Origin of the sequence: Acinetobacter sp. YH16032, assembly GCF_013417345.1 — a bacterium.
Lineage (GTDB): Bacteria > Pseudomonadota > Gammaproteobacteria > Pseudomonadales > Moraxellaceae > Acinetobacter.
Map to the genome: position 1 here is coordinate 46,366 of NZ_VPEE01000010.1, position 25,640 is coordinate 72,005.

General features: G+C 39.4%; 29 protein-coding genes and 1 pseudogene. 13 read left to right on the forward strand and 17 right to left on the reverse strand.

Annotated elements, in window-relative coordinates; all coding sequences use genetic code 11:
- Positions 1 to 18: 18 nt before the first annotated feature.
- Positions 19 to 822 carry an NRDE family protein gene (locus FTV32_RS07700; protein WP_092766752.1) on the reverse strand — a complete coding sequence of 268 codons (804 nt, stop codon included), beginning with the start codon at positions 820 to 822 and terminating at the stop codon, positions 19 to 21.
- A gap of 93 nt (positions 823 to 915) precedes the next feature.
- Here FTV32_RS07700 and lgt point away from each other — a divergent pair, with 93 nt between their 5' ends.
- The 9 genes from lgt (at position 916) to msrA (ending at position 7,091) form a co-directional block, all read left to right on the forward strand.
- Positions 916 to 1,731, forward strand: a complete 816-nt coding sequence (gene lgt, locus FTV32_RS07705; protein ID WP_035266733.1) for a prolipoprotein diacylglyceryl transferase — start codon at positions 916 to 918, stop codon at positions 1,729 to 1,731.
- Positions 1,732 to 1,815: 84 nt separating this feature from the next.
- Positions 1,816 to 2,187: a hypothetical protein gene (locus FTV32_RS07710; RefSeq protein ID WP_180028342.1), complete on the forward strand. Its 372-nt coding sequence runs from the start codon at positions 1,816 to 1,818 to the stop codon at positions 2,185 to 2,187.
- A gap of 81 nt (positions 2,188 to 2,268) precedes the next feature.
- The gene (locus tag FTV32_RS07715; protein ID WP_180028343.1) at positions 2,269 to 2,571 is read left to right on the forward strand and encodes a hypothetical protein; all 303 of its coding nucleotides are present in this window, start codon (positions 2,269 to 2,271) and stop codon (positions 2,569 to 2,571) included.
- 146 nt (positions 2,572 to 2,717) lie between these two features.
- Positions 2,718 to 3,209, forward strand: a complete 492-nt coding sequence (locus FTV32_RS07720; RefSeq protein ID WP_180028344.1) for a lipocalin family protein — start codon at positions 2,718 to 2,720, stop codon at positions 3,207 to 3,209.
- A gap of 201 nt (positions 3,210 to 3,410) precedes the next feature.
- Complete coding sequence (thyA, locus tag FTV32_RS07725; RefSeq protein ID WP_179998673.1) at positions 3,411 to 4,253, forward strand: thymidylate synthase; 843 nt, start codon at positions 3,411 to 3,413, stop codon at positions 4,251 to 4,253.
- Positions 4,254 to 4,346: 93 nt separating this feature from the next.
- Positions 4,347 to 4,859 (forward strand): dihydrofolate reductase, encoded by a 513-nt coding sequence (locus FTV32_RS07730; RefSeq protein ID WP_180028345.1) that lies wholly within the window; start codon positions 4,347 to 4,349, stop codon positions 4,857 to 4,859.
- Between the two features lie 26 nt (positions 4,860 to 4,885).
- Positions 4,886 to 5,956, forward strand: a complete 1,071-nt coding sequence (locus tag FTV32_RS07735; RefSeq protein ID WP_092766749.1) for a DUF4105 domain-containing protein — start codon at positions 4,886 to 4,888, stop codon at positions 5,954 to 5,956.
- Between the two features lie 74 nt (positions 5,957 to 6,030).
- Entirely contained in the window at positions 6,031 to 6,486 is a 456-nt protein-coding gene (locus tag FTV32_RS07740; RefSeq protein WP_180028346.1) for an META domain-containing protein, read from the forward strand.
- An 83-nt stretch (positions 6,487 to 6,569) separates the two neighbouring features.
- Positions 6,570 to 7,091 (forward strand): peptide-methionine (S)-S-oxide reductase MsrA, encoded by a 522-nt coding sequence (msrA, locus tag FTV32_RS07745; protein ID WP_035266744.1) that lies wholly within the window; start codon positions 6,570 to 6,572, stop codon positions 7,089 to 7,091.
- Between the two features lie 50 nt (positions 7,092 to 7,141).
- On the opposite strand, the gene FTV32_RS07750 is transcribed toward msrA, so the two are convergent.
- From FTV32_RS07750 to FTV32_RS07770, 5 genes are all read right to left on the reverse strand, one after another.
- A complete protein-coding gene (locus tag FTV32_RS07750) occupies positions 7,142 to 7,546 on the reverse strand; it encodes a biopolymer transporter ExbD (protein ID WP_035266746.1) in 405 nt (134 codons plus the stop codon).
- Positions 7,546 to 8,169: a MotA/TolQ/ExbB proton channel family protein gene (locus FTV32_RS07755; protein ID WP_180028347.1), complete on the reverse strand. Its 624-nt coding sequence runs from the start codon at positions 8,167 to 8,169 to the stop codon at positions 7,546 to 7,548. The genes FTV32_RS07750 and FTV32_RS07755 overlap by 1 nt, the downstream gene beginning before the upstream one ends.
- A gap of 20 nt (positions 8,170 to 8,189) precedes the next feature.
- Positions 8,190 to 9,008, reverse strand: coding sequence for an energy transducer TonB (locus FTV32_RS07760; protein WP_092766747.1), 819 nt, complete (start codon positions 9,006 to 9,008; stop codon positions 8,190 to 8,192).
- Positions 9,009 to 9,221: 213 nt separating this feature from the next.
- Positions 9,222 to 10,088, reverse strand: a complete 867-nt coding sequence (gene purU, locus FTV32_RS07765; protein WP_035266751.1) for a formyltetrahydrofolate deformylase — start codon at positions 10,086 to 10,088, stop codon at positions 9,222 to 9,224.
- An 88-nt stretch (positions 10,089 to 10,176) separates the two neighbouring features.
- Entirely contained in the window at positions 10,177 to 10,869 is a 693-nt protein-coding gene (locus tag FTV32_RS07770; RefSeq protein WP_035266753.1) for a TetR/AcrR family transcriptional regulator, read from the reverse strand.
- Between the two features lie 124 nt (positions 10,870 to 10,993).
- Between FTV32_RS07770 and FTV32_RS07775 the strand changes: the two genes are divergently transcribed.
- The 4 genes from FTV32_RS07775 (at position 10,994) to FTV32_RS07790 (ending at position 14,882) form a co-directional block, all read left to right on the forward strand.
- Positions 10,994 to 12,442 carry a coniferyl aldehyde dehydrogenase gene (locus FTV32_RS07775; protein WP_035266754.1) on the forward strand — a complete coding sequence of 483 codons (1,449 nt, stop codon included), beginning with the start codon at positions 10,994 to 10,996 and terminating at the stop codon, positions 12,440 to 12,442.
- A 165-nt stretch (positions 12,443 to 12,607) separates the two neighbouring features.
- Positions 12,608 to 12,844 (forward strand): 50S ribosomal protein L28, encoded by a 237-nt coding sequence (gene rpmB, locus FTV32_RS07780; protein WP_000048256.1) that lies wholly within the window; start codon positions 12,608 to 12,610, stop codon positions 12,842 to 12,844.
- Positions 12,845 to 12,856: 12 nt separating this feature from the next.
- On the forward strand, positions 12,857 to 13,012 hold the full coding sequence (gene rpmG / locus FTV32_RS07785) for a 50S ribosomal protein L33 (RefSeq protein ID WP_001205031.1): 156 nt from the start codon (positions 12,857 to 12,859) through the stop codon (positions 13,010 to 13,012).
- A 151-nt stretch (positions 13,013 to 13,163) separates the two neighbouring features.
- Positions 13,164 to 14,882, forward strand: coding sequence for a cation:proton antiporter (locus FTV32_RS07790; RefSeq protein ID WP_179998680.1), 1,719 nt, complete (start codon positions 13,164 to 13,166; stop codon positions 14,880 to 14,882).
- Between the two features lie 36 nt (positions 14,883 to 14,918).
- Here the strand turns inward: FTV32_RS07790 and FTV32_RS07795 are convergent, their stop codons facing one another.
- The 11 genes and pseudogenes from FTV32_RS07795 to FTV32_RS07840 form a co-directional block, all read right to left on the reverse strand.
- Entirely contained in the window at positions 14,919 to 15,197 is a 279-nt protein-coding gene (locus tag FTV32_RS07795) for a hypothetical protein (protein ID WP_035266758.1), read from the reverse strand.
- A gap of 122 nt (positions 15,198 to 15,319) precedes the next feature.
- A complete protein-coding gene (locus tag FTV32_RS07800; protein ID WP_035266761.1) occupies positions 15,320 to 15,823 on the reverse strand; it encodes a DUF6586 family protein in 504 nt (167 codons plus the stop codon).
- 194 nt (positions 15,824 to 16,017) lie between these two features.
- Positions 16,018 to 16,344: a hypothetical protein gene (locus FTV32_RS07805; protein WP_035266764.1), complete on the reverse strand. Its 327-nt coding sequence runs from the start codon at positions 16,342 to 16,344 to the stop codon at positions 16,018 to 16,020.
- A gap of 297 nt (positions 16,345 to 16,641) precedes the next feature.
- On the reverse strand, positions 16,642 to 16,893 hold the full coding sequence (locus FTV32_RS07810) for an RNA-binding protein (protein ID WP_035266766.1): 252 nt from the start codon (positions 16,891 to 16,893) through the stop codon (positions 16,642 to 16,644).
- A gap of 80 nt (positions 16,894 to 16,973) precedes the next feature.
- Positions 16,974 to 18,962 (reverse strand): ATP-dependent helicase, encoded by a 1,989-nt coding sequence (locus FTV32_RS07815; protein WP_180028348.1) that lies wholly within the window; start codon positions 18,960 to 18,962, stop codon positions 16,974 to 16,976.
- 102 nt (positions 18,963 to 19,064) lie between these two features.
- On the reverse strand, positions 19,065 to 20,195 hold the full coding sequence (locus FTV32_RS07820) for a glycerate kinase (RefSeq protein ID WP_180028349.1): 1,131 nt from the start codon (positions 20,193 to 20,195) through the stop codon (positions 19,065 to 19,067).
- 16 nt (positions 20,196 to 20,211) lie between these two features.
- A complete protein-coding gene (locus tag FTV32_RS17760) occupies positions 20,212 to 20,469 on the reverse strand; it encodes an OST-HTH/LOTUS domain-containing protein (protein WP_373683324.1) in 258 nt (85 codons plus the stop codon).
- Positions 20,455 to 21,192, reverse strand: a pseudogene (locus FTV32_RS07825) (NYN domain-containing protein); the annotation flags it as partial. The pseudogene FTV32_RS07825 and the gene FTV32_RS17760, both read right to left, overlap by 15 nt.
- A gap of 82 nt (positions 21,193 to 21,274) precedes the next feature.
- On the reverse strand, positions 21,275 to 23,914 hold the full coding sequence (topA, locus tag FTV32_RS07830) for a type I DNA topoisomerase (protein ID WP_180028350.1): 2,640 nt from the start codon (positions 23,912 to 23,914) through the stop codon (positions 21,275 to 21,277).
- A 32-nt stretch (positions 23,915 to 23,946) separates the two neighbouring features.
- Complete coding sequence (locus FTV32_RS07835; RefSeq protein ID WP_092766741.1) at positions 23,947 to 24,396, reverse strand: hypothetical protein; 450 nt, start codon at positions 24,394 to 24,396, stop codon at positions 23,947 to 23,949.
- 203 nt (positions 24,397 to 24,599) lie between these two features.
- Entirely contained in the window at positions 24,600 to 25,610 is a 1,011-nt protein-coding gene (locus FTV32_RS07840) for a hypothetical protein (RefSeq protein WP_035266782.1), read from the reverse strand.
- Positions 25,611 to 25,640: the final 30 nt, after the last annotated feature.

Here is a 25,640-nt window from a genome sequence, read left to right on the forward strand (position 1 = left end):
TGAAATAGAAAATGCCGACTACGATGTCGGCATTTTTTTTGAGAGATTCAGATCAATTTTGACTATGTGATTCTGATGCTCACCTTGTTGCGTTTTTTCAAGCCAAGTCCATTGGTTTCTTTTCAACAACAGGTAGTTTGAGCATCGTGTTCCATATATCGGGCTTTGTATAAAAGTAGAAGATAACAGCTGCTCCATTTCCACTGATATGCCCGTTTGAGGTAATAAGTCTAAATCAATTTTTCTTTCATCTTGTAAGATATCCCAAACGACATACTCTAAATCATACGCTTTTTGATCATTGGGATTTAATTGCAATAAGGGCAAGAACTCTTGTGTAAAGCGTTTACGCAAATGTTTGGTTTTTTCCCATGGATCACTTAATACACCATTGGAAACCACATATACACCTTTGGCAAGCACTTGTGGAGATTCACCACGATTACTCATATAAACCGCTTGATCAGAGGTTCCGATAAAAAGGTTAAATCCAGCGTAATCACATTGCTTTTTTTCTAATTCTTGGGCAAATCGGATCGGTGCTAATTCAGACTCCAGATATTGCTGAATGATATGTCCTCTTGAAGTTGGATATTTCTTCTTATCATTTGCATCACGGTAATTTGTCACAAGTGCCCAACGCCCTGCAGCAGTAATCCCCATCCATGTCCCACCAGATTGTAAATCTTGACCTGCAATAATTGGGCTATTTTCCCACTTATGAATTTGTGATGCAGGTCGGTGATAAAACTCATCCCGATTTGAAATTAAGCATAATGGTGTTTCATCCAACACTTGCCATGCGATTGCTACAATACACATCGTTGCATCCTTAGAACTTTACACATTGAATGTACAACATTTTTTCAGTCTTTCCGTTAAAATCGACACAAAACATAATATAAAGGAAAAGCAATGCTGACCTATCCTTCTATTGACCCAGTGGCAATATCTGTGGGTCCATTACAAGTTCACTGGTATGGACTCATGTATCTACTCGCATTTTTATTTGCGTGGGGCTTGGCAACATTCCGTGCTAAGCAACGAGGATGGACACCAGACATGGTCTCTGATCTCATCTTTTACGGTGCATTAGGTGTCGTGATTGGTGGTCGAGTAGGCTATGTGTTCTTTTATGGTTTTGATCAATTCCTTGCAAATCCGATATGGTTATTCCAAGTTTGGACAGGTGGCATGAGCTTCCATGGCGGCTTCTTAGGTGTCATGTTGGCCATGTTATTGTGGTGTAAAAAATACAAAATGACTTGGTTCCAAACACTGGATTTTATTGCCCCATGTGTTCCAACAGGTCTGATGTTTGGTCGTATTGGCAACTTTATTGGCGGCGAACTTTATGGCCGACAAGTCACAGATCCAAATTTCGCATTGGGTATGATTTTCCCTACAGATCCTTTACAACTCGTACGACATCCATCCCAACTTTACCAAGCACTCTGTGAGGGTTTGATTCTTTTTATTGTTCTGTGGTGGTTTAGTTCTAAACCTCGTCCACGCATGGCTGTTTCTGCTCTATTCTTAATTGGATATGGTATCGCTCGCTTCACAGTTGAATTCTTCCGTGAGCCAGATAATGGTCAATTATTTATCGGATGGATGAGCAAAGGACAATTCCTTACAGTTCCAATGATTCTCATCGGCCTATGGATGCTTTGGTATGCCTACCAAAAGAAAGTATATGACTGGGGTCCTCTACAAAATAATGGCAAATAAGTAAATCATGCCCTCAAAGGTGAACATCTTGTTCACCTTTTTTTGTGCTAGAGTTTTGACTTATTTACTTTGATTCAGATTACTATGCTCGAGTTTTGGTTTGATCCTAAAGTTTCAATACAGCACAAAGCTTTATTTTTTATTTTGATCGCGAGTGCTACCGCTACGTTATATTGGATGCAACCGCTTAACTTTGATGCCATCTTAATGTTTGTGGGCACAGGTATCGTTTTTCTTATTTGCCGTTACTGTAAAATTCATTTCGCTTCACACCATCCAACAGGGTTGATGTACCGATTATTTACTTGGATTCCTATCGCTCTGCTACTTGCCTTGATTTTCATGCATGCAAAAGATGGAGAAATTCTTTTACCTGGCGTTCAAGGATTAGGATTTATGGCTTTATCTATTTGCTTATTTTCCCCACTGTCTCTACTTCATCAACATCAGCATTAAGACTTCATTATGTTAAATTTCTGGTATTCGGAACGATGCACACGCAGGCTTAAATTGATCATTTGTATATCAACGTGTGTAGTGATTCTGTTGACAGCTGAAATTAAAAAACTTGATTTTCTATCGACACTAATGAGCTTATGTTTAGGCTTAAGTCTACACATTATTCATCATGTTTTGATCCAATCTAAGCGTCTAAAGCATCAGCTGAAAGCATATTATGCTTTTAGTCCTTTCATCTTGATTGTATTTTTTATCTTCATGCTTTCAGCGCTGAACTTTCAAAATAGCAGAGAGTTTTTTGCACTTTTTGTACAACTCATGGGTTATAGCGCAGTGGGATTATTCGTAGTGAGTTTATATGCATCTCGTACACCCCGCTGAATTTCAAAACTACTAAGCAAATGAAAATAAATATAAATTAATCGCACTCACTTAACGCTTTGCTACAGAACAGTATTATTTCTACTCCAAAACTGTGCCTATACTCAAAGGATGTATCTAATTTAGATTAAATGGAGTACATCATAATGAGTCAAAATTTAACGACCGTATCTAACTTCCAACTTGAACGCTATTTAGGTACTTGGTATGAGATTGCACGCTTACCAATGAAGCATCAACCTGAAGACAGTACGGATATTTCGGCAGTCTATACCTTAAACAGCGATGGAACTGTACGTGTTCAAAATCGTTGTCTTGATGGCAACAAAGAACTGGATGAGTCTATTGGCGAAGCCACAGTCGTAGATGCTGCACATGGCAAATTAGAAGTCAGCTTTTTGCCTGAAGGATTTCGTTGGATTCCATTCACTAAAGGTGACTATTGGGTACTTAAGATCGATGAAAATTATCAAACTGCTTTAGTCGGTGAACCTAATCAAAAATATCTTTGGATTCTGCACCGTGAACCTGTGTTAAATGAATCTATCAAACAAGCGTATCTAGCATATGCTCAATCCATTGGCTATGACTTATCAGAGCTGATAGACACCGTACATACAGGGCGTCAAACTGCATAGTTTTTACATTAAAAAAGCACCTTAAACAGGTGCTTTTTTAATGCCTCTTTCACTTTTGTCACACCGGTATAGACATTCTAAAAAATACAAAAAAGATGATATGATGACTCCAATTTTCAAGTTGCCCCAACCTTCAACTTCTTCCTTCTTCTTGAAGAAAGTGATCAGAGGCTTTGATTAACGAATTGATTAGAGAGACCTATGCGCCAATATCTTGACCTTCTACAACACATCCTCGACAACGGTGGCGATAAAGGCGACCGTACTGGTACAGGTACTCGTTCTGTATTTGGTCATCAAATGCGCTTTGATCTTTCTAAAGGTTTTCCTCTACTGACCACAAAGAAAGTTCACTTCCGTTCAATCGTGATTGAATTACTTTGGTTCCTTAAAGGTGATACCAATGTTAAATATCTGCAAGATCATAAAGTTACAATTTGGGATGAATGGTCGACAGCTGAGCAGACTGCTCGTTTTGGACGTCCTGAAGGAGAGCTAGGTCCAGTATATGGACACCAATGGCGTAACTTTGGTGCAACTAAAAAAGACGATGGTTTATACGAGCAAGATGGTTTCGATCAAATCAAATGGTTAATTAATGAAATTAAAACCAATCCAAACTCCCGTCGTTTAATCGTATCAGGTTGGAACCCAAAAGAAGCTGGACAAGTGGCACTCCCTCCTTGTCACACGCTTTTCCAGTTTTTTGTTCAGGATGGAAAATTATCATGTCAGCTTTATCAACGTAGTGCTGATGTTTTTCTTGGCGTTCCATTTAATATTGCAAGTTATGCACTTCTCACCCATATGATTGCGCAAGTCTGTGATCTAGAAGTCGGTGATTTTGTTTGGACAGGTGGTGATACTCATCTTTACGCCAATCATTTCGAGCAAGCACAACTTCAATTAACACGTGAACCACTTCCATTGTGCCAACTCAAACTGAATCCCGAAATTAAAGATATTTTTGATTTCAAATTTGAAGATATTGAAATCGTAAATTACGAATCGCATCCTGCAATTAAAGCACCAGTTGCGGTTTGATTTTAACTAAAGTCTTTTTGGATCACCGTTGGTACCAATCGTGATCCAACTTTACATTTCCCTCTTTAACTCATATTCGCTGGAAGAATAATCATGGCATTTCAAGGTTTAGAAGTCGTACACGTCGTTGCAATGGATCAGCAACGTTGTATTGGCAAAGGAAATGATTTGCCATGGCATATTTCAGCTGATCTCAAACATTTTAAAGAAATTACCCAAGGTGGTGTTGTGGTGATGGGACGTAAAACACTTGAGTCTATGGGTAGAACACTTCCTAAACGTGTAAATTGGGTCATTACACGAGATATGTCATGGCAGTTTGAAGGAACAAAAATCGCGCATACAATCGAGAGTGCACTTGAGCAGGCAGTCCATGATGTAAAAGCTTCAGAAAAGCCTGGATCTATTTTTATCATAGGTGGTGGAGAAATTTTTAGCCAAACGATCTCTATTGCGGATCGCTTAGAACTCACGCATGTTGAATTAGACGTTCAAGGTGATGCTCATTATCCTGAGATTCCACCTGAATTTAAAAAAGTGGCATCAGAGCAACACATTGATGACAAAACAAATATTGCATTTGAGTTCGCAACCTACCAAAAATAAAGCTTTCTTACATATAGCCAATAACAATGCATAACATCGGTAAAAGAGAGTTTATTCTTGCGCTTGCAAAGGGAGCTTTTCACTCCCTATTTAGTTTATTTGTCATCTTCTCTTCAATTTGGTTATGTATGGCCTTATGGGTTCAAGAGCCATTTGGCTGGTTAGTCAGTCGTATTATCATTGGCTTTTGGGTCGCTTTTGCCTTAAGTGTTTTAGGCATATATGCAACACAACATTTTTTCAGCCGTAGTAAAGATGTTGTCTTATACATTGTCTTTTTTGCGTTCAGTTTAGTTTGGTATTTTAGTATCCCTGCCAAACAAGACCGTGAGTGGAATCCTGAAGTCGCAAGAATTCTCAATTATGAACGTCAAGGTGATTGGGTCACTTTACACAATGTGCGTAATTTTGCATGGAATGAAGACGGAACCTATCAAGAACGCTGGGAAACACGTCAAATTGATTTGAATCAAATCAGTGGCATTAACATCATTACTTCATATTGGATGGGACCACAAATCGCCCACACTTTAGTCAGCTTTGATTTCAAAAACTCTAAACCACTGACCTTTTCGATTGAAATTCGCAAAGAAAAAGATGAAGAGTTTTCTGCTATTGGTGGTTTTTTTAGAAAGTACGAAGTCAGTTTAGTTGCTGCTGACGAGAAAGACATTATTTATACACGTAGCAATGTACGTAATGAGCAGGTCTATTTTTTCCCAATCAACATGGAAGCTGCTGAAATGAAAGCTTTATTTGAGGAATATTTAGAGCAAGCAGATCAACTTAGTCAGGAACCAAAATGGTATAACACCTTGACCAGTAACTGTACCACTTTGGTTTTTGATATGGTTCAAGCGATTTCCAAACATGAATTGCCAGTGGACTACCGATTATTAGCCTCAGGTTATTTACCTAATTATCTGTATGACTTGGGGGCATTACAACATCATTGGGATATCAAAACATGGTACAACAAGGCACATGTCAATCCAAGAACAGACCAATTTAATCAATTTAAATATCAAAGTAGTGAAAATTATTCAAAATTGATTCGTCTGGGTCTCCCTCAGAGTCAGCCAGAGCTTGCACCTTAGCGTTTCAGTTGATATACATAAAATTGACTTGAATTTAATTTACATTAGAAAGAAATAACACAGGGGCATTTCATATGTTAAAACGACTTTTAGCCGTATCCGTTATAGGCTCAGCATTACTTTTTACAGCGTGTACCACAACACCATCTGCTGAAAAGCAACAACAAGCACTTAATCAATTGCAAAATAAAACTTGGATTTTGACACATATTGGCGCAACAGAATTTAAGACCGACCCTACTGCACACAATGTTCCAAGTATTCAATTTGATGCAGCATCTAGTCGTTTGAGTGGTGCAGATGGTTGTAACCGTTTTATGGGTGCATATAGCATTAAAGCTGACAAAATTAGCTTGAGTGAAGTTGCAACTACACAAATGATGTGTGTGAATACTCAAGAACTTGCAAATCGCTATAATGCTGCCTTGGCAAAAGTCGCGGCATTCCAAGTCTATGACAAAACGCTTCGCCTACTCGATGAGAATGGTAATCCAGTATTGCAGTATGAGTCTGCAATACAACCGCGTTAACAGTTAAGCAACCATTTCACTGGTTGCTTTTTTCATTCTACACCCCATTATTTCAGTCATTGCAACTCAATAAGGTGAATCCCATGCAACAAGCTTTGCTCGGTGGCGGATGCTTCTGGTGTGTTGAAGCAGTTTTCCTTCAACTCAAAGGTGTCACTAAAGTCGTGAGTGGTTATGCGGGTGGGTATACGGCCAATCCAAGCTATGAGGACATTTGCAAAGGAGACACCCATCACGCAGAAGTGGTTTTAGTGGATTTTGATGAAAGTCAAATTAGCTTTGCTCAATTGCTTGATGTATTTTTTGCAACACATGATCCAACCACACTCAATCGCCAAGGTAATGATATAGGTACGCAATATCGCTCTGTCATTTATTATTTTAATGAAGAACAGCGCCAGATTGCAGAGAAAGCGATTCAACAGTTAAAAGCAGAAGGTTTAGATATTGTTACAGAACTAAGCTCAGTACCGACCTTCTACCCTGCTGAAGAATATCATCAAAATTTCTTTGCTCGTAACCCGACTCAGGGCTACTGCAATTTTAGTATCCCACCAAAACTTTTAAAGCTTCGCTCTAAATTTGAAGGTTTACTCAAAGACTAATACAGGTATAAAAAAAGCGACCTTATGGTCGCTTTTCTGGTGTTAATCAGTTAATTATCTGTGGCAAAGGCAATGTCAGCAAGCCCGGCTTCGCTTGCACGTGACATCACTTGAGCAACAGTATCGTAACGTGATTCTTTATCTGCTTTAAGAATAATCGTCGGTTGTTGTGCTGAACCACCGGCATCGTTAAATCTTTTTTGCAATTCATCTAAGCTGATAATTTCTGAATCCCATGCAATCTCACCCTGTGAGTTAATGCTTACTTGAATCGATTCAGGTGGCGGATCAATGATATCCGCTGTCGTTTTTGGTAAAGTTAATGGAATTGATGGGTTAGCAACGGTCGCTGTCACCAAGAAGATGATCATCAAAACCAACATAATGTCAATTAACGGGATGAGGTTCATCTCCGTCATGCCTGTATCGTTGTCTTCACCCAATTGAAAAGCCATTAAGCTTGACCTCCAACGTAACTTTCTTGAGTCGCTTTCACTTCAACTTTTTGCGCAGAAGAATCTTGTTGCAGCATCGTGTCGATTAAAAGACTGTGAGCATGATCTTGTAGTTCATTACTTAATGTACGATTAAAGCGAATACAAATGTTGTATGCGATCACTGCTGGAATAGCTACTGCTAGACCAATACCAGTCATAATCAGGGCTTCACCCACAGGGGTTGCAACTTGTGCAAGTCCTGCTTGACCGCTTTTACCTACTGCAACCAATGCATGGAAGATTCCCCATACTGTACCAAATAGCCCTACAAATGGTGCAAGTGAGGCAATTGTTCCGAGTACAGCAACACCTTTTTCAGCAGATGCTTTTTCCAAAGCAATCTGACGCAATAAAGCTTGCTCAGCAACAGCTTTACGTTGTTCAAATCCCAAAGGAGCGAGTTTTGCTTTCAATCCTGCTAATGCTTTAGAGAGTTGAGCATAAGCAACTTCTTTCAGTTGACGTGTTCCCATCACACGTAAAACGACAATTGTCCATGTCGCAATAGACATTGCGAGTAAAACGAAATAAAGCGTCTTACTGACTGCATCAGCATGTTGCCAATAAACTGAAAAGTTCATACTCGAACTCCTAATAAAAGTTAGCCGTTAGAATTCAACTTAAGTTCAAATGGTTGTTCCGCTCTAAACGGATAAGCCACGCCATTTTCCTTATAAGGTCTGAATTTTGCATTACGCACCGAGCGTAAAATCTTTTGATCAAGCGAATCAATTCCACTTGATTTTGTGATTCTGGCATTCACTACATTACCGTTAGTGTCCGCTTCAATCGATACTACAACAGTACGATCAGAACCTTGTAAATCTCGGTTGGTATATGATGGCTTCGGTGTACGAGACCATGATATTTGCCCAATACTTAAATTCTTTGGTGTATTACGTGCTTGCTGCTCACGACGTTCTTGTTCGCGTCTTTCATTTTCCAAGCGCTCACGTTCTTGTTGCTCACGTAGCTGTTGGTCACGCAATGCTTGCTCTCGTCGCTGCTGTTCCAGCAACTCACGATTTTTACGTTCTTGCTCTAACCGCTGTTGTTCCTGCTTTTGCTTTTCTAATTTATCTTCTTGAACAATTGCTTTTTGTTCGACAGGTTTAGGCTTTTCAGCAATGACTTTGGGTTTAACCACAGGAGGTGGTTCAACGACTTTAGGTTCTGGTTTTGGTTGAACTTGAGGTTTCACAGGTTCAACAGGAGGTGGCGGCGGTGGCGCATCCTCTTTAATCTGAACAAAACGAACCTTAATTGGATCTTTATCAATAGGTTTTAATTCAGGTGTTTTCATCTGACTCACGGCAAATAAAACACCAATATGCCCGATCACCACTGCAATGAGCGAAGTAAGCACTTTCTTTTTCATTGAGATTGGATTTTGCATCATAGGAATGGGAGATGGGCTCATTAAAATTTATGACCTGATATACATTGACACTGTCTTCAGAAGGAAGATTTCAATCAAACTTATCGGTTAGTACAATTAAAGTACGCCAATAATAAATGAGAAGTGTTTTCATTTGCAACTATTAATTCTGCAGTTTTGATGAGTTTTTTTGATCATCAATAAAAAAGGCATGCTCATGCATGCCTTAATAAATCAGTGATATTTAATTAAAAATCACTGGAATACCACAGTTTTATTACCATCAACAATGATACGGTCTTCTAAATGCCACTTAACAGCACGCGCCAAGACATTACGTTCAACGTCTTGACCTAATTCACGTAATTGATCAACTGTAAAATCATGGCTGACACGCTCAACATCTTGTTCAATAATCGGACCTTGATCCAAATCAGCTGTCACATAATGCGCTGTTGCACCAATCAGTTTTACTCCTTTTTCATACGCTTGCTTATAAGGGTTAGCACCCACAAAAGCTGGAAGGAAAGAATGATGAATGTTGATCACTTTCATTTCCCACTTAGAGACGAACTCTTCATCAAGAATCTGCATATAACGTGCGAGTACAAGTAAATCATTACCTTGCATTAACTCATCAATTTTTGCATATGCTTCGCGCTTGTTCTCTTTATTGACAGGCACAACTTCAAAAGGAATACCGAAGTTTTCCACAGACTCACGTAGATCTTCATGATTCGATACAACCTTAGTGATTTCACAAGGTAATCCACCACGTGCATGACGCCACAAAAGCTCAAGCAAGGCATGGTCGACTCTCGATACCAAAATACCGACTTTCTTTACATCTGACACTAAAGCTAAACGCCAATGCATGTTGTAACGTTCAGCTACGTTTGTGGCGAAAGTTTGTAGAATATTTTCCTTACGGCTTTGCAAATTGTCGAGTTCAAACTCAACACGCATGAAATAACGTCCGCCCTGAGCTTCTGTTGCATATTGATCAAGCGCAGTGATGTTTGCCCCTTGATGATACAAAAAGCTCGATACAGCCTGCACGATTCCTGGTTTATCTTCGCAAGTAATCAGTAAACGTGCTGTGTTAGCAGTTGTCATATTCATGATGATTTATATCACTTAACAGTTAAATTGAAAAACAGCCGCGTATTCTAACTCTTTTTTTAATGCTTTCAAATTATCTTTGCTGAAATCAATCTTCTCGATCAGCAGAAAGACTGGCAAATAATTCAGATGTTCCCAGCGTTTCAAGCAAGCGCTCATAAGTCTGACGACTTTCACCACGTAAATAAGGACCTTCAAGAAACACCATTTGACGCAGTGCCTGCCAAACCCACTTTTCATCTAAATGGTTGGAATCTTTTAAATGACCAGACATATAGAGAAAATTCGTCCAGTTCGTTAGGACGATCCATAGGTTGATGATCAACGCTTCAATTTCAGACTCTGTCATTTGCATGAGACCTGCATTGACGAAGGCTCTGTAAATCTTTTGACCTTGTTGCATCACTTTACCTGCGAAACGCGGGTAAATTTTTCTAAAGTCATCATTATTTTCTGTTAAATGATATACATCACGATGCAGAAAACGATAGGCCCATAACTGACTACTGAGTACTTGAAAGTATCGGATTTTATCATTGGCATTTACATCACGGTCTTCTGGCAATGCTAGCAGCTCTAAAGTTGCATGCTGATATTGCTCCATCAGCTCTTTAATGATCTCTTGCTTGTTACGAAAGTGATAATAGAGATTACCAGGACTAATACCTAACTCTGCTGCGATATGGTTAGTTGTGACAGATCGCTCTCCACGTTCGTTAAAGAGTTGCAAACTAATTTGCAAGATTCGGTCTTTGGTTTTTAACGTTTTGGAATGCGACATCCTAATACCATCTATAACAAGAATAATGACGTTTAGCCCAAGCTAACATAAAAGTGACTTGACTTTTAGAGTATTTACTCTAAAAATAAAAATCACATCAACCCTTACATTAGTGGTACTGGTCATGAACAGTCAAACAAAAACAAATTTAATGACGACTGAAGCATCGGAAGTTCAGCATTTACATGATCTTCTAGCGCTTCAGAAAGCAGCCTATCGACGTTATCCGAACCCGACAGCAAAACAGCGTATTGAACGTTTGGCTCGTCTTAAAGCAGTTTTGATTAAATATCAGGACCAAATTGCAGAAGCAATTAGCCAAGATTATGGTAATCGTTCGGTTTCTGAAACTAAAATTGGTGAACTGCTCACTTCACTCGAGCAAATCAAATATTACAGCAAACATTTAACAGAGTGGATGAAGCCTTCTAAACGCCATATCGGTATTTTACATCAACCTGCAAAAGGTTGGGTTCAGTATCAACCTTTGGGTGTTGTCGGTATCATTTCCCCTTGGAACTACCCTTTATTATTGGCGATTAGCCCATTAGTATGTGCCTTGGCAGCGGGCAACCACGCCATGATTAAAGTTTCAAGCACCTCACGTAATTTTGGTTATGTATTACAAAATGCTCTATCTGAAGCATTCCCACAAGAGTTAGTTGCCGTTGTTACAGGTGGTGGCGTAATCTCTGACACATTCAGTCATCTTGCATTTGATAAATTAGTCTTCACAGGCTCTACCAATGTTGGTAAGACTGTGATGAAAGCAGCATCTGAAAACTTAGTTCCAGTTATTCTAGAACTTGGTGGTAAATCACCAGTTATCGTGCACCCTTCAATTGACTTAAAGGATGTCGCGGAGCGTGTTGCATTCGGTAAATTGTGGAATGCGGGTCAAACTTGTGTCGCACCAGATTATATTTTCCTACCACGTGGTAAAACTTCAGAGTTTATTCACCAGTTTGAAACCGTTGCGAAAACGATGTATCCAACATTACGTGACAACCAAGATTACACCTCTATAGTGAGCGATAAGCAAAATAAACGCTTACAAGGTTACTTAGAAGATGCGATTCAAAATGGTGCTCAAGTCACTGAAATTAACCCATTAAAAGAAGAGCTTGCTTCTGTACGTAAAATAGCGCCAACCCTTCTGACCAATATCAGCCCTGATATGGAAATTATGAAGAACGAAATCTTTGGTCCAATTTTACCAATCTTAGAATATGATCAAATAGACGAAGTTATCGAGTTTATTAATGACCGACCACGTCCACTTGCATTATACTATTTCGACTTTAACGATGCTCGAGCAGAATACGTTTCGCAACGTACTCACTCTGGACACTTTGGTCAAAACGCTGTTGTTACTCATGTTGCACAAGATGATCTACCTTTCGGTGGCGTTGGTGCATCTGGTATGGGCAGATACCATGGTCCCGAAGGCTTCTTCAGTTTATCAAATGAACGCTCAGTCATGTCTATTCCAAAGCTATTCAGCTTGAAATACGTACTGCCTCCGTTTAATAGACCGATCCCTAGTCTTATCCGTAAAGCATTTCTTCGTTAAATGATCAAGGCATGATCTATCACAACAGGTCATGCCCTGTTTTTATCAATTTCGCTTGTCTTTTAAGCGTATTTTTGATATAAAACGCCCCTTGAATGAATTCAATCCGTTTTATTTTGACTGGCCATACAGATTTGCTGTTGGCTAAATCAATGGAGTTACACCATGTCTAAGGTTTGCCAAGTTACCGGCAAGCGTCCAGTCGTTGGTAACAACGTCTCACACGCCAACAACAAAACTAAGCGCCGGTTCGAGCCGAACCTGCACCACCACCGTTTTTGGTTAGAAAGCGAAAAACGTTTCGTACGTCTTCGTCTAACTACTAAAGGTATGCGTATTATCGACAAATTGGGCATCGAAAAGGTTGTTGCTGACCTACGTGCTCAAGGTCAAAAGATCTAAGGAGCAACGAAAATGCGTGATAAGATTCGCCTAGTTTCTTCTGCTGGTACAGGTTATTTCTATACCACTACTAAGAACAAACGTACTATGCCGGAAAAAATGGAAATCAAAAAATTTGATCCAAAAATCCGTCAACACGTAATCTTCAAAGAAGCTAAAATCAAATAATTTTAGTTCTTTAAAAAAATACGACCCATTGGGTCGTTTTTTTTGCCTTTTTTTTCTTCAGGTTGTTAAAATTTAATCTCAGTTTGGCATTTTTTATGCTTATACAGCTCAAAAGCCAATTCATAATTTATAAATATTTAAGGGGTGATTAGTGCCACATGATGTAGATTTAATTATATTGCTTGCGGTTGGTTTTGGCTTAGCCCTTATTTTTGGCTTTATCGCCGCACGTTTACGTCTACCCCCTCTCGTTGGCTATCTCATTGCCGGCATTATTATTAGCCCCAAAACCCCCGGTATCGTCGCCGATATCACACTAGCCAATCAACTCGCAGAACTCGGCGTCATGTTTTTGATGTTCGGTGTCGGGATGCACTTTTCACTGAAAGATTTAATGCAAGTTCGGCGTATTGCTGTCCCTGGTGCAATTTTACAAATCACAGTGGCTACCATCCTCGGGATTGGCGTCTCTATGCTATGGGGATGGAGTTTTGGGTCAGCATTGGTGTTTGGCTTAAGCTTATCTTGTGCGAGTACTGTGGTACTCCTGAAAGCTTTGGGTGACCGAGGCTTACTGGATTCAGTCAATGGAAAAATTGCTGTGGGATGGCTACTCGTCGAAGACCTAGTTATGGTGCTCGCTTTAGTTTTATTACCCGCTACAGCCGTACTCCTCGGCGGAACAGCACTCGAAGGCGCCAATCCAGATCAAAATGTCTTTGTGACTTTAGGAATAACCTTACTTAAAGTTGCGGGCTTTATCGCCTTTATGCTGATTATAGGTAAGCGCCTCATCCCTAAAATTATTCAGTTTGTCGTACGCTTAGGTTCTCGCGAGCTATTTACATTGACTGTGGTTGCAGCAGCCGTATCCATTGCCTATGGTTCGTATGCAGTTTTTGGCGTTTCAATGGCATTAGGTGCATTCTTTGCTGGGATGGTGGTTAAAGAGTCTGACTTCAGTCATCGTGCTGAAGAAGAAACGTTACCACTGCGTGAGATATTCTCCATCCTATTCTTCGTCTCTGTCGGAATGTTGTTTGACCCAACAATTATCGTTGAAGAACCACTTCATATTCTGGCTGTGATTGGCATTATCATGATCGGAAAAACATTGGCAGCAATGGCGCTGGTTTTGTTCTTCCGCTATCCATTAAATACCGCACTTACAGTAGGTGCCTCACTCGCTCAAATCGGTGAGTTCTCCTTTATCTTGGCAACACTCGGTCTATCTATAGGATTATTAACCCCTGAAGCTCAAAACTTGATTTTAGCCGGGGCATTATTTTCTATTTCGCTCAATTCTGTTTTATTTTCAGCCATTGAACCCGTACAGAAATGGATTCGTGAGCGCTCGCATTTGGCTCGTTTGCTTGAGCGTAGTGGTGATCCATTGGCGATGTTACCTGACGAGGTCTCACAGGACTACCTGCGCGATCAAGTGGTCATGGTCGGTCATGGAGAAGTTGGACGTCGCTTAACAAAAACACTGATGGAAAATAACATCAAAGTGGTGATTGCTGAAGAAAATCGAGAAATTGTTGAAAAACTACGTGCAAAAGATATTGCTGCAGTATCAGGTTCAGCAACAGAACCGGGCGTATTAATTCAAGCGCATATACAACATGCGAGGCTTTTAATTATCTCGCCGATGGATATTTTAGATATTCATAAGATTGTAGATACTGCCAAACTTCTGAATCCACAGATTCAAGTTTTGATCTGTGCGGAAAGTAAAGAAGAAGCTGAAGCAATACGTGCAGATGAAATTGGCGAAGTGTATTACGCGAAGGAAGAAATGGCGAAGAACATGAGTAATCATATTCTAAATCAAATTGAAATCGCACATCATCATGCACCATCTCACTAAGTAAAATAAAAACCGCGCTATTTGCGCGGTTTTTTCTTAGCTATAAAACTGTGGTTTTTCATCTACGACTTCCGCATGCCATTCATTCGATTGTTTTTCGAGAAGTGCAAATAACGCAGCCTGAATCATGTGTTGGGCAATCAAAGGCATATGATCACCTAATAAAGCTTTCACTTCATCATTAAATTGAATTTTCACAAGTGGCTCATCTTCAGATGCAGCGTGACGAAGCGCTAACTCGCCATTCTCAAGTTGCACCAATTCTAAAATTGCTTCTTGTGTTCCGAATAATTCTTTCAATTGCTCTATAGACATATACCCTCCATGATTCACATGGTGGCAAAATGCTGAATGCACTTTGCATTGCTTAGACTATTTTATATAAGTTCTAAAATTTATATTTCAAGTCTAATCGTTTAAAACTGTCATGATTACAATTAAAACTCAACCATTTCGTTACGAAAACCGTCAATAAGATGGGTTAAGTCACGATGCCACTCTCGAAGAATTTGAGTGTCTGGCAACCACGCTTGAGGTGTCTGCGTGACTTTAATAATAAGATTTGAAGAAGTCTCATCCTCAGGTTCTGGTGCACTTGGTTCAGGTGCATACTGGCACATACGATAAGCGCGCTTTAGTTCTGCAATAAAACCATCCTTTGCAAGATGCTGTAACACAGTGATTTCTGGAGAAACTTGCCCTTTAGCGGCCATATGCTCTTCAATAGATTTTAATGTAGGTGAAAAATCATTTAAACGGTAATAACGCACCAACTCTTGCAAAAATGCCAAGACCGCTCCATGCAAATGAAAGACTGCCGCTTCACGATGGGCTTGAGCTTGTTGAATATGATCTGTCTGTTCTGCTTGCTGACATGATAGACGGGCAAAATAGAGTTTTTGATTAGTGCGATCTGCATGAAAACGAGCAACACGAGACATGAAAACTTCCTAGCAACATTTATGTCATACAACTTAAATGTTGGCGCCATATCACGCAATGCTTTTAAGAAAAAAATACAGATTAATTTTAGATCAACAAGATTGATTGAAAGCTTGATGATTAATGCATACTGCTTAAATAAAAAAGCCAGCCAAATGCATGGCTGACCCTTTCGAATGAATCTAAGGTTATATTAGCGAACAATACCCTTAAAAATTCCTAATGGATTATAAGTCCCATCGCCTTTTTCATTGTCATAATGAAATTTGACCTGATCTTGATCACCACCTAACAGTGTTCCAGCCTTGTAAAGACCCTCTGAAATCGCAAGGAAGCCAACATCAATTGCTTGATGAACTGTACCAACACCAGGTATTAGGCTCAATGGCTTCCAAATTGGAGCTTGAACATTCAATGTGCTCGAAAATAAGTTTGATGCGTTTTGAAGCGTGTCACCGATTAACGTACCTGCACCTGATACGATTTCTGTTTCTAGATGATTTAATTCTTGAATAGACATTTTTATAACCTTTTGGGGTTTTATAATGGAGCTTTTATACTACACACTTCACTCAAAATTATTCAATCTATTATTAAGATATACTTCACAATAATTTGTATATAAATGTGATTTTAAGTGCATGTTTTTAATAAAAATATTAATATATAACAGAAATACATTTCAAAAATATGTCAACTCTTCAAAGTACAAAAGTTGGTAAAAAAAGCTAAAAAAGATTCATATTTATTAGTAAAATTAAATAAAATATCAAATAAAAAGGAGCAATAACTGCTCCTACTTTATTTAGACATCAAGTTATGCTTCTGGCTTTTCGTCTGCAGCTTTTACTCGAATACCTGCACCTTTAACTTTACGGGTGTTCAGCCCCTTAATTGCTTTCACAGCTTCACGGCCATGTGGCATTTCAACAAAGGCAAATCCTTTCGATTTGCCTGTTGCAGCATCTAATACCAATGTACATGAGTCTACTGTTCCAAACTGCTGAAATAACTCCAGAATCTCAGCTTCAGTAATGCTGCGCTCTAAGTTACGAACTAAAATTTTCATGAAAAAACCTTAAGAAGATAGGCAAAAAAACCAAAAAGTACGCGCCTACTCTACTTTTTGTATGAAACAATCTAGATAGTTTAATCGAGATCAATCCCAAAATCTAAATTAATCGACTGTCGCTCAATCAAAGCACTCTTAACCGTTTGCTGCCTGGTTTTATAATGTGTTTCACTTGTACACAAATGTCTTGAAAGATCATTAAGAAAATAGCTTTCAACTTTTCGTCCTTGCTCATCGACTTGTTCCCTTGCCCACGTCACCAAATTTTGCTTGGTTAAAATCAATTCATTTTGTGCACGGGTAAGTGCTACATAAAGCACACGGCGTTCTTCTTCAACTTCATCAAAATCCCCTTGAGCTCTTGCATGTGGATACTGACCAGGTGTCACATTCGCCACGTAACAAACTTTTTGTTCAGTTCCTTTCGCAGAATGTATCGTGATCAAGGTAACAACATCAGTATCTGACTGGCGTTCGATTTCACTGATTGAAACTGGATCAAGCACGTAGGCTTCTAAAAACTCACTTAACTGAGTATGTTTTGAAGCTAACTGTTTCACCAACTCAAAGTCTCCTTGACGACGCCCCCAATCCTTTTTGTAATTTTCACTCAACTGAATTTCTATTGCCTGAATTGCCAAGCTTACACAAGCTTGAACTTCAGTCTTTAACACATTCAACTGCTTCATAATGAGTAGAGCCTCAGCAGGAATACGTCCAAATTTTTCTAGTTTTTCCGCAATGACGTCATCTTGAGGGTCCTGTAACAACTGTTGCGCTAAACGGCTTGCGCCAACATCACCGACCCCATCCCAAAGCGTCAAAAACCGCATCCATGCAATATCGTCTGAAGGATTGGCAATGACCCGTAGTAAACTCAGTAAATCCTTAACATGCGCAGTTTCAAGAAGTTTCATACCACCAATAAATCGATACGGAACATTGGCTGCAATGAAAGCTGCTTCAATATGACGAGCTGCAAAACTTGAACGTACCAGAACCATATGATCGCGCCAAGGACTTCCCTCAAGCAAATGTCGCTCTTTAATATCTATGGCAATCCATTTTGCTTCATCAAACTCATTCGGGAAAATATGAATTTTAGGCTTTATGCCTGCACCTCGATACGCATCTAAGCGCTTGTCGTATTTAATCTCACTTTGATCAAGCAACCAATTTGATAAATCTAAAATTTCTTGAGTAGATCGGTAGTTTTTTTCTAATTTAAAAATTTGAGCTTCTGGCACACGCTCTTTAAAGTGATGAATGTTTTCGAAATCTGCTCCACGAAAACCATAAATCGATTGAGCATCATCCCCGACACAAAACAAACTTACTCGATCCTTTAAAGGCTCTAATAGCGCCCATTGCAATGGATTGGTGTCTTGCATTTCATCCACAAGCATATGTCTGCAAATCGAGGCCACATAATCGACTAGTCCCTCAGACTGTGCTAAAGCTGATGCCACGATCGCAAGAATATCGTCATAATCAAGAAAGCTACGTGCCTGCTTTCGAGTTTCATATTCTTTCATGATTTCTGCAATCAGGTCTTTCATTGCTAAGAATTCAGGCATTTGCTTTTCTATGGCAACACTTAGCTTTTGACGCGTATTTCTAGCATATGAATACAGATCGCATAATTCAGCAGGCTTCGGGAGCTGATTGGGATTCTTCTTATCATCTTTACCACGTATCAAACGAAACATCATGAGTTGATCATCACGATCAATAATTGAGAATTGCGCTAAGCCGAAAGCTTTTGGTATACGACGCAGCAAGTACATACAAAAAGTATGGAATGTTGATGCTCGTAATCCTTTTGCTTGTTCACCGAGTGCCAATTCGACACGCGCCACGATTTCACTGGCAGCACGACGCGTAAACGTCAAAATTTGAATTTGATTGGCGGGTACACCTTGATCAATGAGATAAGCAGCACGTGCCACAATCGTTTTGGTTTTACCACAGCCCGCACCCGCCAACACCAAACTATGTAAGGCTTGTGTGGTTGCAGCTTGTTTTTGTTGAGGATTTAATTCATCAATCAGGCTGTCTAAACTCATCGCTACTCATCAATTTTACAATAACAATAGTTTAACAGAGCTAGATTTAGAAAATACAAACACGCTTCAGTTTTAAACCTCAAAGCCCACTTACATAGAGAATTAGATATACTGCCTTACGATATTTTGTACCGTTAAATCTAAATTCTGAACTGCATTTTTCAAGGATTCTGACAAACTTTGATCCAGTGGATTAATACTGAAGATGTGATGAAACCCTTGTTCGTACAATAGTTCTACCCCTTCACCAACTCTACCAGCGAATGCAAATACAGGCTTGTTGTGCCGATATGCGACTTGAGCAACGGCAAATGGGGTTTTACCAAATTGAGTCTGAGCATCAATTTTACCTTCACCCGTAAATACATAATCAGCTTGCGCAATTTTTTCAGCCAATTGAGTTTCCTCAATGATTAATTCAGCACCCGATCGAATATCTGCGCCTGTAAATGCCATCAAACCAAATCCCAAACCACCTGCTGCACCAGCACCAGATCGATGACGTAAATCGACTAAAAGCTGCTGCTCTACCACCCCTGCAAAGTGCAATAAATTATGATCCAATACTTGCACCATTTCAGGTGTAGCCCCTTTTTGCGGACCAAAAATATACGATGCGCCAAATGGACCACATAATGGATTGTTTACATCTGAAGCAATAACAATTTCTGTTTTAGTCAATCTCGAGTCGAGTTGTGACACATCAATGGAATCGATTTGGTTTAAGTTTCCACCTGTTGGCTCAAATGCTTCATGATATTGATTAATAAATTTCACGCCCAAAGCATGTGCCATACCAGCACCACCATCATTGGTCACACTCCCACCCAATCCGATGATGATCTTTTTCACACCGAATTCGAGAGCTGCGGCAAGCAGTTGCCCTGTTCCTACAGTATTAGTGAACAAAGGATTTCTTAAATGAGGTGGTATGAGATGAATGCCATTGGCTTTCGCCATTTCAATGACTGCTGTTTGTCCCTGATCAATTAATCCAAAATGAGTCATGACACGCTGATTAGCGAATGGGCCTTGTGCTTCGCACGCGATTTTTAATCCTGATTTTGCCATGACCAATGCATCAATGGTTCCTTCACCACCATCTGCCATTGGATTCAAAATACATTGTGCATCGGGTAAGACTTTATGGATGGCATTTTTCATAATCATGCATACCTGCTCAGCAGGCATGCTTTCTTTGAAAGAGTCGGGAGCAAGTAATATTGATAACATCTAAAATTTAAAATCTCTAAGGCATAATTTTATTTACTTTTACATAGTCAGCGTTTTTAGTTTTTTTAAACTCTAACCACCCACCATGAATCGAACTAAATGCATCAAGAGTTGTAACAAAACCATAATTCGAAGGATTAAAATCAATTTCCGCAGATTCTAAAGATTTTAATACTTCTTCTGTTTTTGCCCAGCCTTCATTATTTGATATTTGATTAATTAAATTTTGTACAAGCTTTACAAAGAGGCTAAAACTTCGTTTTCTTACTAGCAGCTGACTTCTTACAGTTTTTATTTCAAAAACACCAAGCTCTTTGAACAATTCAGAAATTTTGGATTTCCCATAAGTCCTTGGATCAAATTCGGGTTTAACATTACTAATATATTTACGTACCATAGATAAACTTGCCCACCCATGCTCATCAGACTGATCTTTTACAGCTTTATAAATCAAATTCATTAGTGCAGGTTCAAGCTTTAAACTAGATGCCTTTAAGTCATTATTTATATAATTCTGATCAGGAGATTTGTTATCCTCATCTTTATGATTTTTATTATCTAAATCTAAATTCTCTGTAAAAATAAATGTATCACAGGCTTTTCTAAAAGCTTCTGGAGTGTGTTTTTTACCAAAACCATATACAGATAATCCGCTCTCCCTTATTCTTGACGCAAGTCTAGTGAAATCGCTATCACTTGACACAATACAAAACCCATCAAATGTTCCGCTATAAAGTAAATCCATAGCATCTATTACCAAAGTCATATCGGTAGAATTTTTGCCTGAAGTATAAGCAAACTGCTGAATAGGTATAATTGCATGAGGAAGCAATACATCACGCCATTTTTTTAAATATTCACTACTCCAATCCCCATAAATTCTTTTTACAATGGCTATACCGTACTTAGCAATTTCTTCAAGTAAAGGCTCTACTAAAGCAGCTGAAGAATTATCTGCATCAATCAACACAGCTAGCTTCTTATTACCTATATCCATGGTAAAAATTTCTCACGTTAAATCTAAGTATTATTCAAATAATTTAAAAAAAATGCTGACCTTAGCCAGCATTTCTTCATGTTTACGCTTCAATCCATTTACCATCTTGGTAAATCAAAGACCATTTCGTTTGTTTACCTTCAGGCGTTTCGGAACCAATATATTGCGCTTGGTTTTTACGACTAAATTTCACTAAAGTTGGATTTCCATCAGGGTCAGTATCTGGCGCTTGTAGAATGAACTGATACTTTGGATCAAGTTGTTCGGCAACCGTACGCAATTCTGCAACCTTAGGAGCACGAGTTTCACGTACTTTAGGGAATTTACTTGCTGCTAAGAATAAGCCTGCTGCTCCATCACGTAATACGAAAAAGTCGTCATGTTTCGTTGAGCGCAAATGTTCCATTTTAATCGGGTCGACACGAGGAGGTGCTGGTTGACCATTCTTCAATACTTTACGTGTATTTTCACAGCTTGTGCAGGCAAAATAAGGACCAAAACGCCCTGTCTTTAACTGCATCTCACCATCGCATTTGTCACATGGAATTGTTGGACCATCGTACCCTTTAATTTTGAACTCACCTTCTTCAAGCTCAAAACCTTCGCAGTCTGGATTGTTCCCACAGATATGAAGTTTACGACCACCATCAATAACATAGCTATCCATTGCTGTTTCGCAAATTGGGCAACGTTTTTTCGACATTAAATCTGCGGTTTCTGCAGACTCATCATCAGATAATGCGGCCAAGGACTCTACTGGCGTTAAGTTAAGTGTGCCTTTACAACGTTCTTTCGGTGGTAAGTTATAGCCAGAACAACCTAAGAATACACCTGTGGTACCGGTACGAATCTGCATCGGACGATCACATTCTTTACAATGCACAGCATCAACTTCAACAGGCTGATTACGGCGCATGCCATTTTCACCCTGTGCAGTAGTCAGACGTTTCTTAAAATCACCATAGAAACTATCTAATAACTCTTTCCAATTACGCTCACCATCTGCAACTTTATCCAGTTGACCTTCTAGATCTGCAGTAAATGCATAATTCATTAAGTTGTTAAAACTTTCGTCCAAACGATCTGTAACGATTTCACCCATCTTCTCTGCATAGAGACGACGGTTATCCAATTTCACATAGCCACGATCTTGGATCGTTGAAATAATCGCTGCGTAAGTTGAAGGACGACCAATGCCTTTTTTCTCAAGCTCTTTCACCAATGATGCTTCTGTAAAACGTGCAGGCGGTTTAGTGAAATGTTGCGAAGGATCTAACTTTTGAAGTTGTAGAACTTCACCCACTTTCACAGCAGGCAGTAAAACATCATCATCTGACTTGTTCTGGCCACGTACTTTCGTAAAGCCATCAAATACCAAAGTACGACCTTTAGCTTTAAGCTCTACACCGTTCGCGTCAACCAAGATCGTCGAAGACAAATATTCAGCAGGTGTCATTTGACATGCAACAAACTGACGCCAAATCAGATCATATAGACGCTGAGCATCGCGATCTACGCCTGCAAGCTGATCACCCTTCAACGCAACGTTTGACGGACGAATCGCTTCATGGGCTTCTTGCGCACCTGCTTTATTTCCATAACGGTTTGGCTTTGCAGGAAGATATTTTTCACCATACTCGGTTTCGATATGTCCACGTACCATATTGACCGCATCATCACTCAAGAATGTAGAGTCGGTACGCATATAGGTGATATAACCTGCCTCATACAAGCGCTGTGCCATCGTCATCGTTTTCTTTACAGAGAAACCAAGTCGAGTACTTGCTGCTTGTTGTAAGGTCGATGTGATATAGGGTGCGCTTGGATTAACTTTGGTCGGTTTATCTTCACGGGCAGCAACTTTAAATTCAGCTTCTTTTAAAACATCCAATAAAGCATCAGTTTGTGCTTTGTTTTGAAGTTTTAATGTCTTACCTGACTGTTTGACTGCTTCTAAACGAATATCATCTTTTTTAGATTTGGTATCTGCAAAAACTTGCCAATATTCTTCAGGAATAAAAGCACGAATTTCTCGCTCACGCTCAACCACAAGTTTCGCAGCAACTGACTGTACACGACCCGCAGATAAACCACGTGCGATCTTCTCCCACAATAGTGGTGAAATCATAAAGCCAACAATACGATCAAGGAAACGGCGTGCTTGTTGTGCATTGACTTTATCAATATCTAAACGAGCAGGCTGTTTAAATGCTTCTTGAATGGCATTTTTAGTAATTTCGTTGAAAACAACACGTCTATAACGAGAGTCATCACCACCAATAACTTCTTTTAAATGCCAAGCAATTGCTTCTCCTTCACGGTCCAAATCGGTTGCGAGATAGACCTCGTCAACCTGCGAAGCAAGCTTTTTCAGTTCTGAAACAACATTTTCTTTACCAGGAAGCACTTCATAGTGTGCTTTCCAACCGTGCTCAGGGTCTACCCCCATACGATTGATCAGTGCCTGTTGAGCTTTTTCAGCTTTCTCTTCAGCAGTCTGTTTGGTACGTGTTACTGGTTTCTTTTCCGTACTTTTTGAAGCACCTGTTGGTAAGTCACGAACATGACCCACAGATGATTTCACAATGTAGTTTGAACCTAAGTATTTATTAATGGTCTTCGCTTTAGCAGGCGACTCGACGATCACTAAAGCACGTTTTTTTCCAGCTTCTGACGATTGAGCTGTAGCGCTTTTGGATGTGGACTTAGGAGCATTCGCCATAGTGAACCGTTATTCCTATAAGATTAAAAAAATTAAATTTCAGCCAATTTATGTAAAAGTGCTTTCATTTCATCAAGTTGTGTAGCGTGAAGATCTTCTTCTTCCTTCCAGTACAAACCGACGCAATTAGACTGCATATCAATAGCATAAATCCCTTTTAATGCAATGGGGAAATCATTAAATTTCTCATTTCCGTGAACAACATTGAGTTTTTCATTTTCAACCAATGCGCGCATTAAAGGTAGGCGACCATCAGGAATGATAACGCTGTAATACGCTACCATACTGGCACGATTTTCTGATGCCATTGGAATATTGGTCCATGAAGGTGCAGCAATCAAACGCGGGTGTAATCCCATTTTTCGCGCTTTCTCACGCATAATCCCCAACGCTTTTTCTCTTGGATTTACACGTAATCCAAAGATCGAGCCCAGCACAAAAACAACGATAAGAATCGTTATCCAAAGTCCAGCATTTTCCATAGTTCACCTTTTGCTTCTTATATTAGAGTTGCATAAGCCGAATATAAAAGGCAAGTTGAAAATTAAAAATACGATTTATAGCGGCATGAAACCAGTATCGAGACCTGAACCAAAGTAAGGCATGATGTGGTATAACCCACCTAAGCACAGTGCAACTGAAATAAAAAAAGCGATAAAATCATCGCTTTTTTCCTAGGCATATTTCAGTTCAAAAACATCTCATGGCTATAAAGTACTTCATGACCATTCCAGTAAATATATCCCTTATCAATCATTTCCTTAAGCAATAATCGCACATCAGATTTTGGAAATAGCTGTTCTAATAAATCACGCAGTTCATAAATATCTTTAGGCTTTCCGGATTTTAAAGCATTCAATTTTTGGATGACTTCCAGCTGGACAGGATCTATTTTTTCAAAATTTTTAAACAAATCACTCTGAATATGTTGAATGTCTTGTGACTCTTCAATTTCAGCTAAAATGTCTTTTGCTTCGATATGTAGCTTCGCCAATAACGCATCTACCTGACCAAGCTTGTGGTCTGCTACTACATCTTCATCAACATTCATATCCAATTGAGCCCACTGCTTTAATACCTTTTTACGAAAGGAAATTTGCTCACCTTCTTTTTTAACTACCTTTAAATTAATCAGCATGCCAATCAATTTAGCGCTGTGCTCGTCATTTATGCGCAACGTATTCTCGATCGAGTTTTTAAGCTTAGCTAAGGTGTTGGGCTTCCCTTCCATACGAACCACAACATCACAATACTGCTTTACTTTAAATAAATCATGATTTTGACGAATAGTTTCAACTGAAGGCACGTTGTATTTGAGTTTTGACACAGGTTGCTCTGGTTGTACCTGTATCAAATTACATTGAATGCCAGAAGCTCGCATCATGTCAGCCAACATGGTGCTACAGTCTCGTGCAGAAATCACATCAATCTCTGCGCCATGCTCAACCAATGCCAAGATTTGCCCCACAATCACAGCGTACTCAAATTCTTTTTCTTTTGCCTCAAGCATTTCTAAAATGACAATTTGACCACTACTAATCCAACTCGCAAATTCAGTCAAATCAGTGAGACTGTAATGAAAACTCCCTTTCGAATGAAATAGATAGGTCGTGGTGTAATGTTGCACAATCTCCCGAAATAACGTCGAAGTCGGCATGTTATTTTCAAGATCTATTAGGACAACTTTAGCGCTCATAGGATAAGATTCAGAATTCGGCAAGTGAAA

Coding starts and splice junctions, on each gene's coding strand:
- FTV32_RS07740 (WP_180028346.1), top strand. CDS start 6,031: ATGTTAAAACGACTTTTAGCCGTATCCGTTATAGGCTCAGCATTACTT.
- FTV32_RS07730 (WP_180028345.1), top strand. CDS start 4,347: ATGGCATTTCAAGGTTTAGAAGTCGTACACGTCGTTGCAATGGATCAG.
- FTV32_RS07835 (WP_092766741.1), bottom strand. CDS start 24,396: ATGGAAAATGCTGGACTTTGGATAACGATTCTTATCGTTGTTTTTGTG.
- FTV32_RS07750 (WP_035266746.1), bottom strand. CDS start 7,546: ATGGCTTTTCAATTGGGTGAAGACAACGATACAGGCATGACGGAGATG.
- FTV32_RS07755 (WP_180028347.1), bottom strand. CDS start 8,169: ATGAACTTTTCAGTTTATTGGCAACATGCTGATGCAGTCAGTAAGACG.
- topA (WP_180028350.1), bottom strand. CDS start 23,914: ATGGCGAATGCTCCTAAGTCCACATCCAAAAGCGCTACAGCTCAATCG.
- thyA (WP_179998673.1), top strand. CDS start 3,411: ATGCGCCAATATCTTGACCTTCTACAACACATCCTCGACAACGGTGGC.
- lgt (WP_035266733.1), top strand. CDS start 916: ATGCTGACCTATCCTTCTATTGACCCAGTGGCAATATCTGTGGGTCCA.
- FTV32_RS07820 (WP_180028349.1), bottom strand. CDS start 20,195: ATGTTATCAATATTACTTGCTCCCGACTCTTTCAAAGAAAGCATGCCT.
- FTV32_RS07815 (WP_180028348.1), bottom strand. CDS start 18,962: ATGAGTTTAGACAGCCTGATTGATGAATTAAATCCTCAACAAAAACAA.
- FTV32_RS07805 (WP_035266764.1), bottom strand. CDS start 16,344: ATGTCTATTCAAGAATTAAATCATCTAGAAACAGAAATCGTATCAGGT.
- purU (WP_035266751.1), bottom strand. CDS start 10,088: ATGAATATGACAACTGCTAACACAGCACGTTTACTGATTACTTGCGAA.
- rpmG (WP_001205031.1), top strand. CDS start 12,857: ATGCGTGATAAGATTCGCCTAGTTTCTTCTGCTGGTACAGGTTATTTC.
- msrA (WP_035266744.1), top strand. CDS start 6,570: ATGCAACAAGCTTTGCTCGGTGGCGGATGCTTCTGGTGTGTTGAAGCA.
- FTV32_RS07760 (WP_092766747.1), bottom strand. CDS start 9,008: ATGAGCCCATCTCCCATTCCTATGATGCAAAATCCAATCTCAATGAAA.
- FTV32_RS07770 (WP_035266753.1), bottom strand. CDS start 10,869: ATGTCGCATTCCAAAACGTTAAAAACCAAAGACCGAATCTTGCAAATT.
- FTV32_RS07810 (WP_035266766.1), bottom strand. CDS start 16,893: ATGAAAATTTTAGTTCGTAACTTAGAGCGCAGCATTACTGAAGCTGAG.
- FTV32_RS07735 (WP_092766749.1), top strand. CDS start 4,886: ATGCATAACATCGGTAAAAGAGAGTTTATTCTTGCGCTTGCAAAGGGA.
- FTV32_RS07775 (WP_035266754.1), top strand. CDS start 10,994: ATGAACAGTCAAACAAAAACAAATTTAATGACGACTGAAGCATCGGAA.
- FTV32_RS07720 (WP_180028344.1), top strand. CDS start 2,718: ATGAGTCAAAATTTAACGACCGTATCTAACTTCCAACTTGAACGCTAT.
- FTV32_RS07710 (WP_180028342.1), top strand. CDS start 1,816: ATGCTCGAGTTTTGGTTTGATCCTAAAGTTTCAATACAGCACAAAGCT.
- FTV32_RS07700 (WP_092766752.1), bottom strand. CDS start 822: ATGTGTATTGTAGCAATCGCATGGCAAGTGTTGGATGAAACACCATTA.
- FTV32_RS07795 (WP_035266758.1), bottom strand. CDS start 15,197: ATGTCTATAGAGCAATTGAAAGAATTATTCGGAACACAAGAAGCAATT.
- FTV32_RS07800 (WP_035266761.1), bottom strand. CDS start 15,823: ATGTCTCGTGTTGCTCGTTTTCATGCAGATCGCACTAATCAAAAACTC.
- rpmB (WP_000048256.1), top strand. CDS start 12,608: ATGTCTAAGGTTTGCCAAGTTACCGGCAAGCGTCCAGTCGTTGGTAAC.
- FTV32_RS07840 (WP_035266782.1), bottom strand. CDS start 25,610: ATGAGCGCTAAAGTTGTCCTAATAGATCTTGAAAATAACATGCCGACT.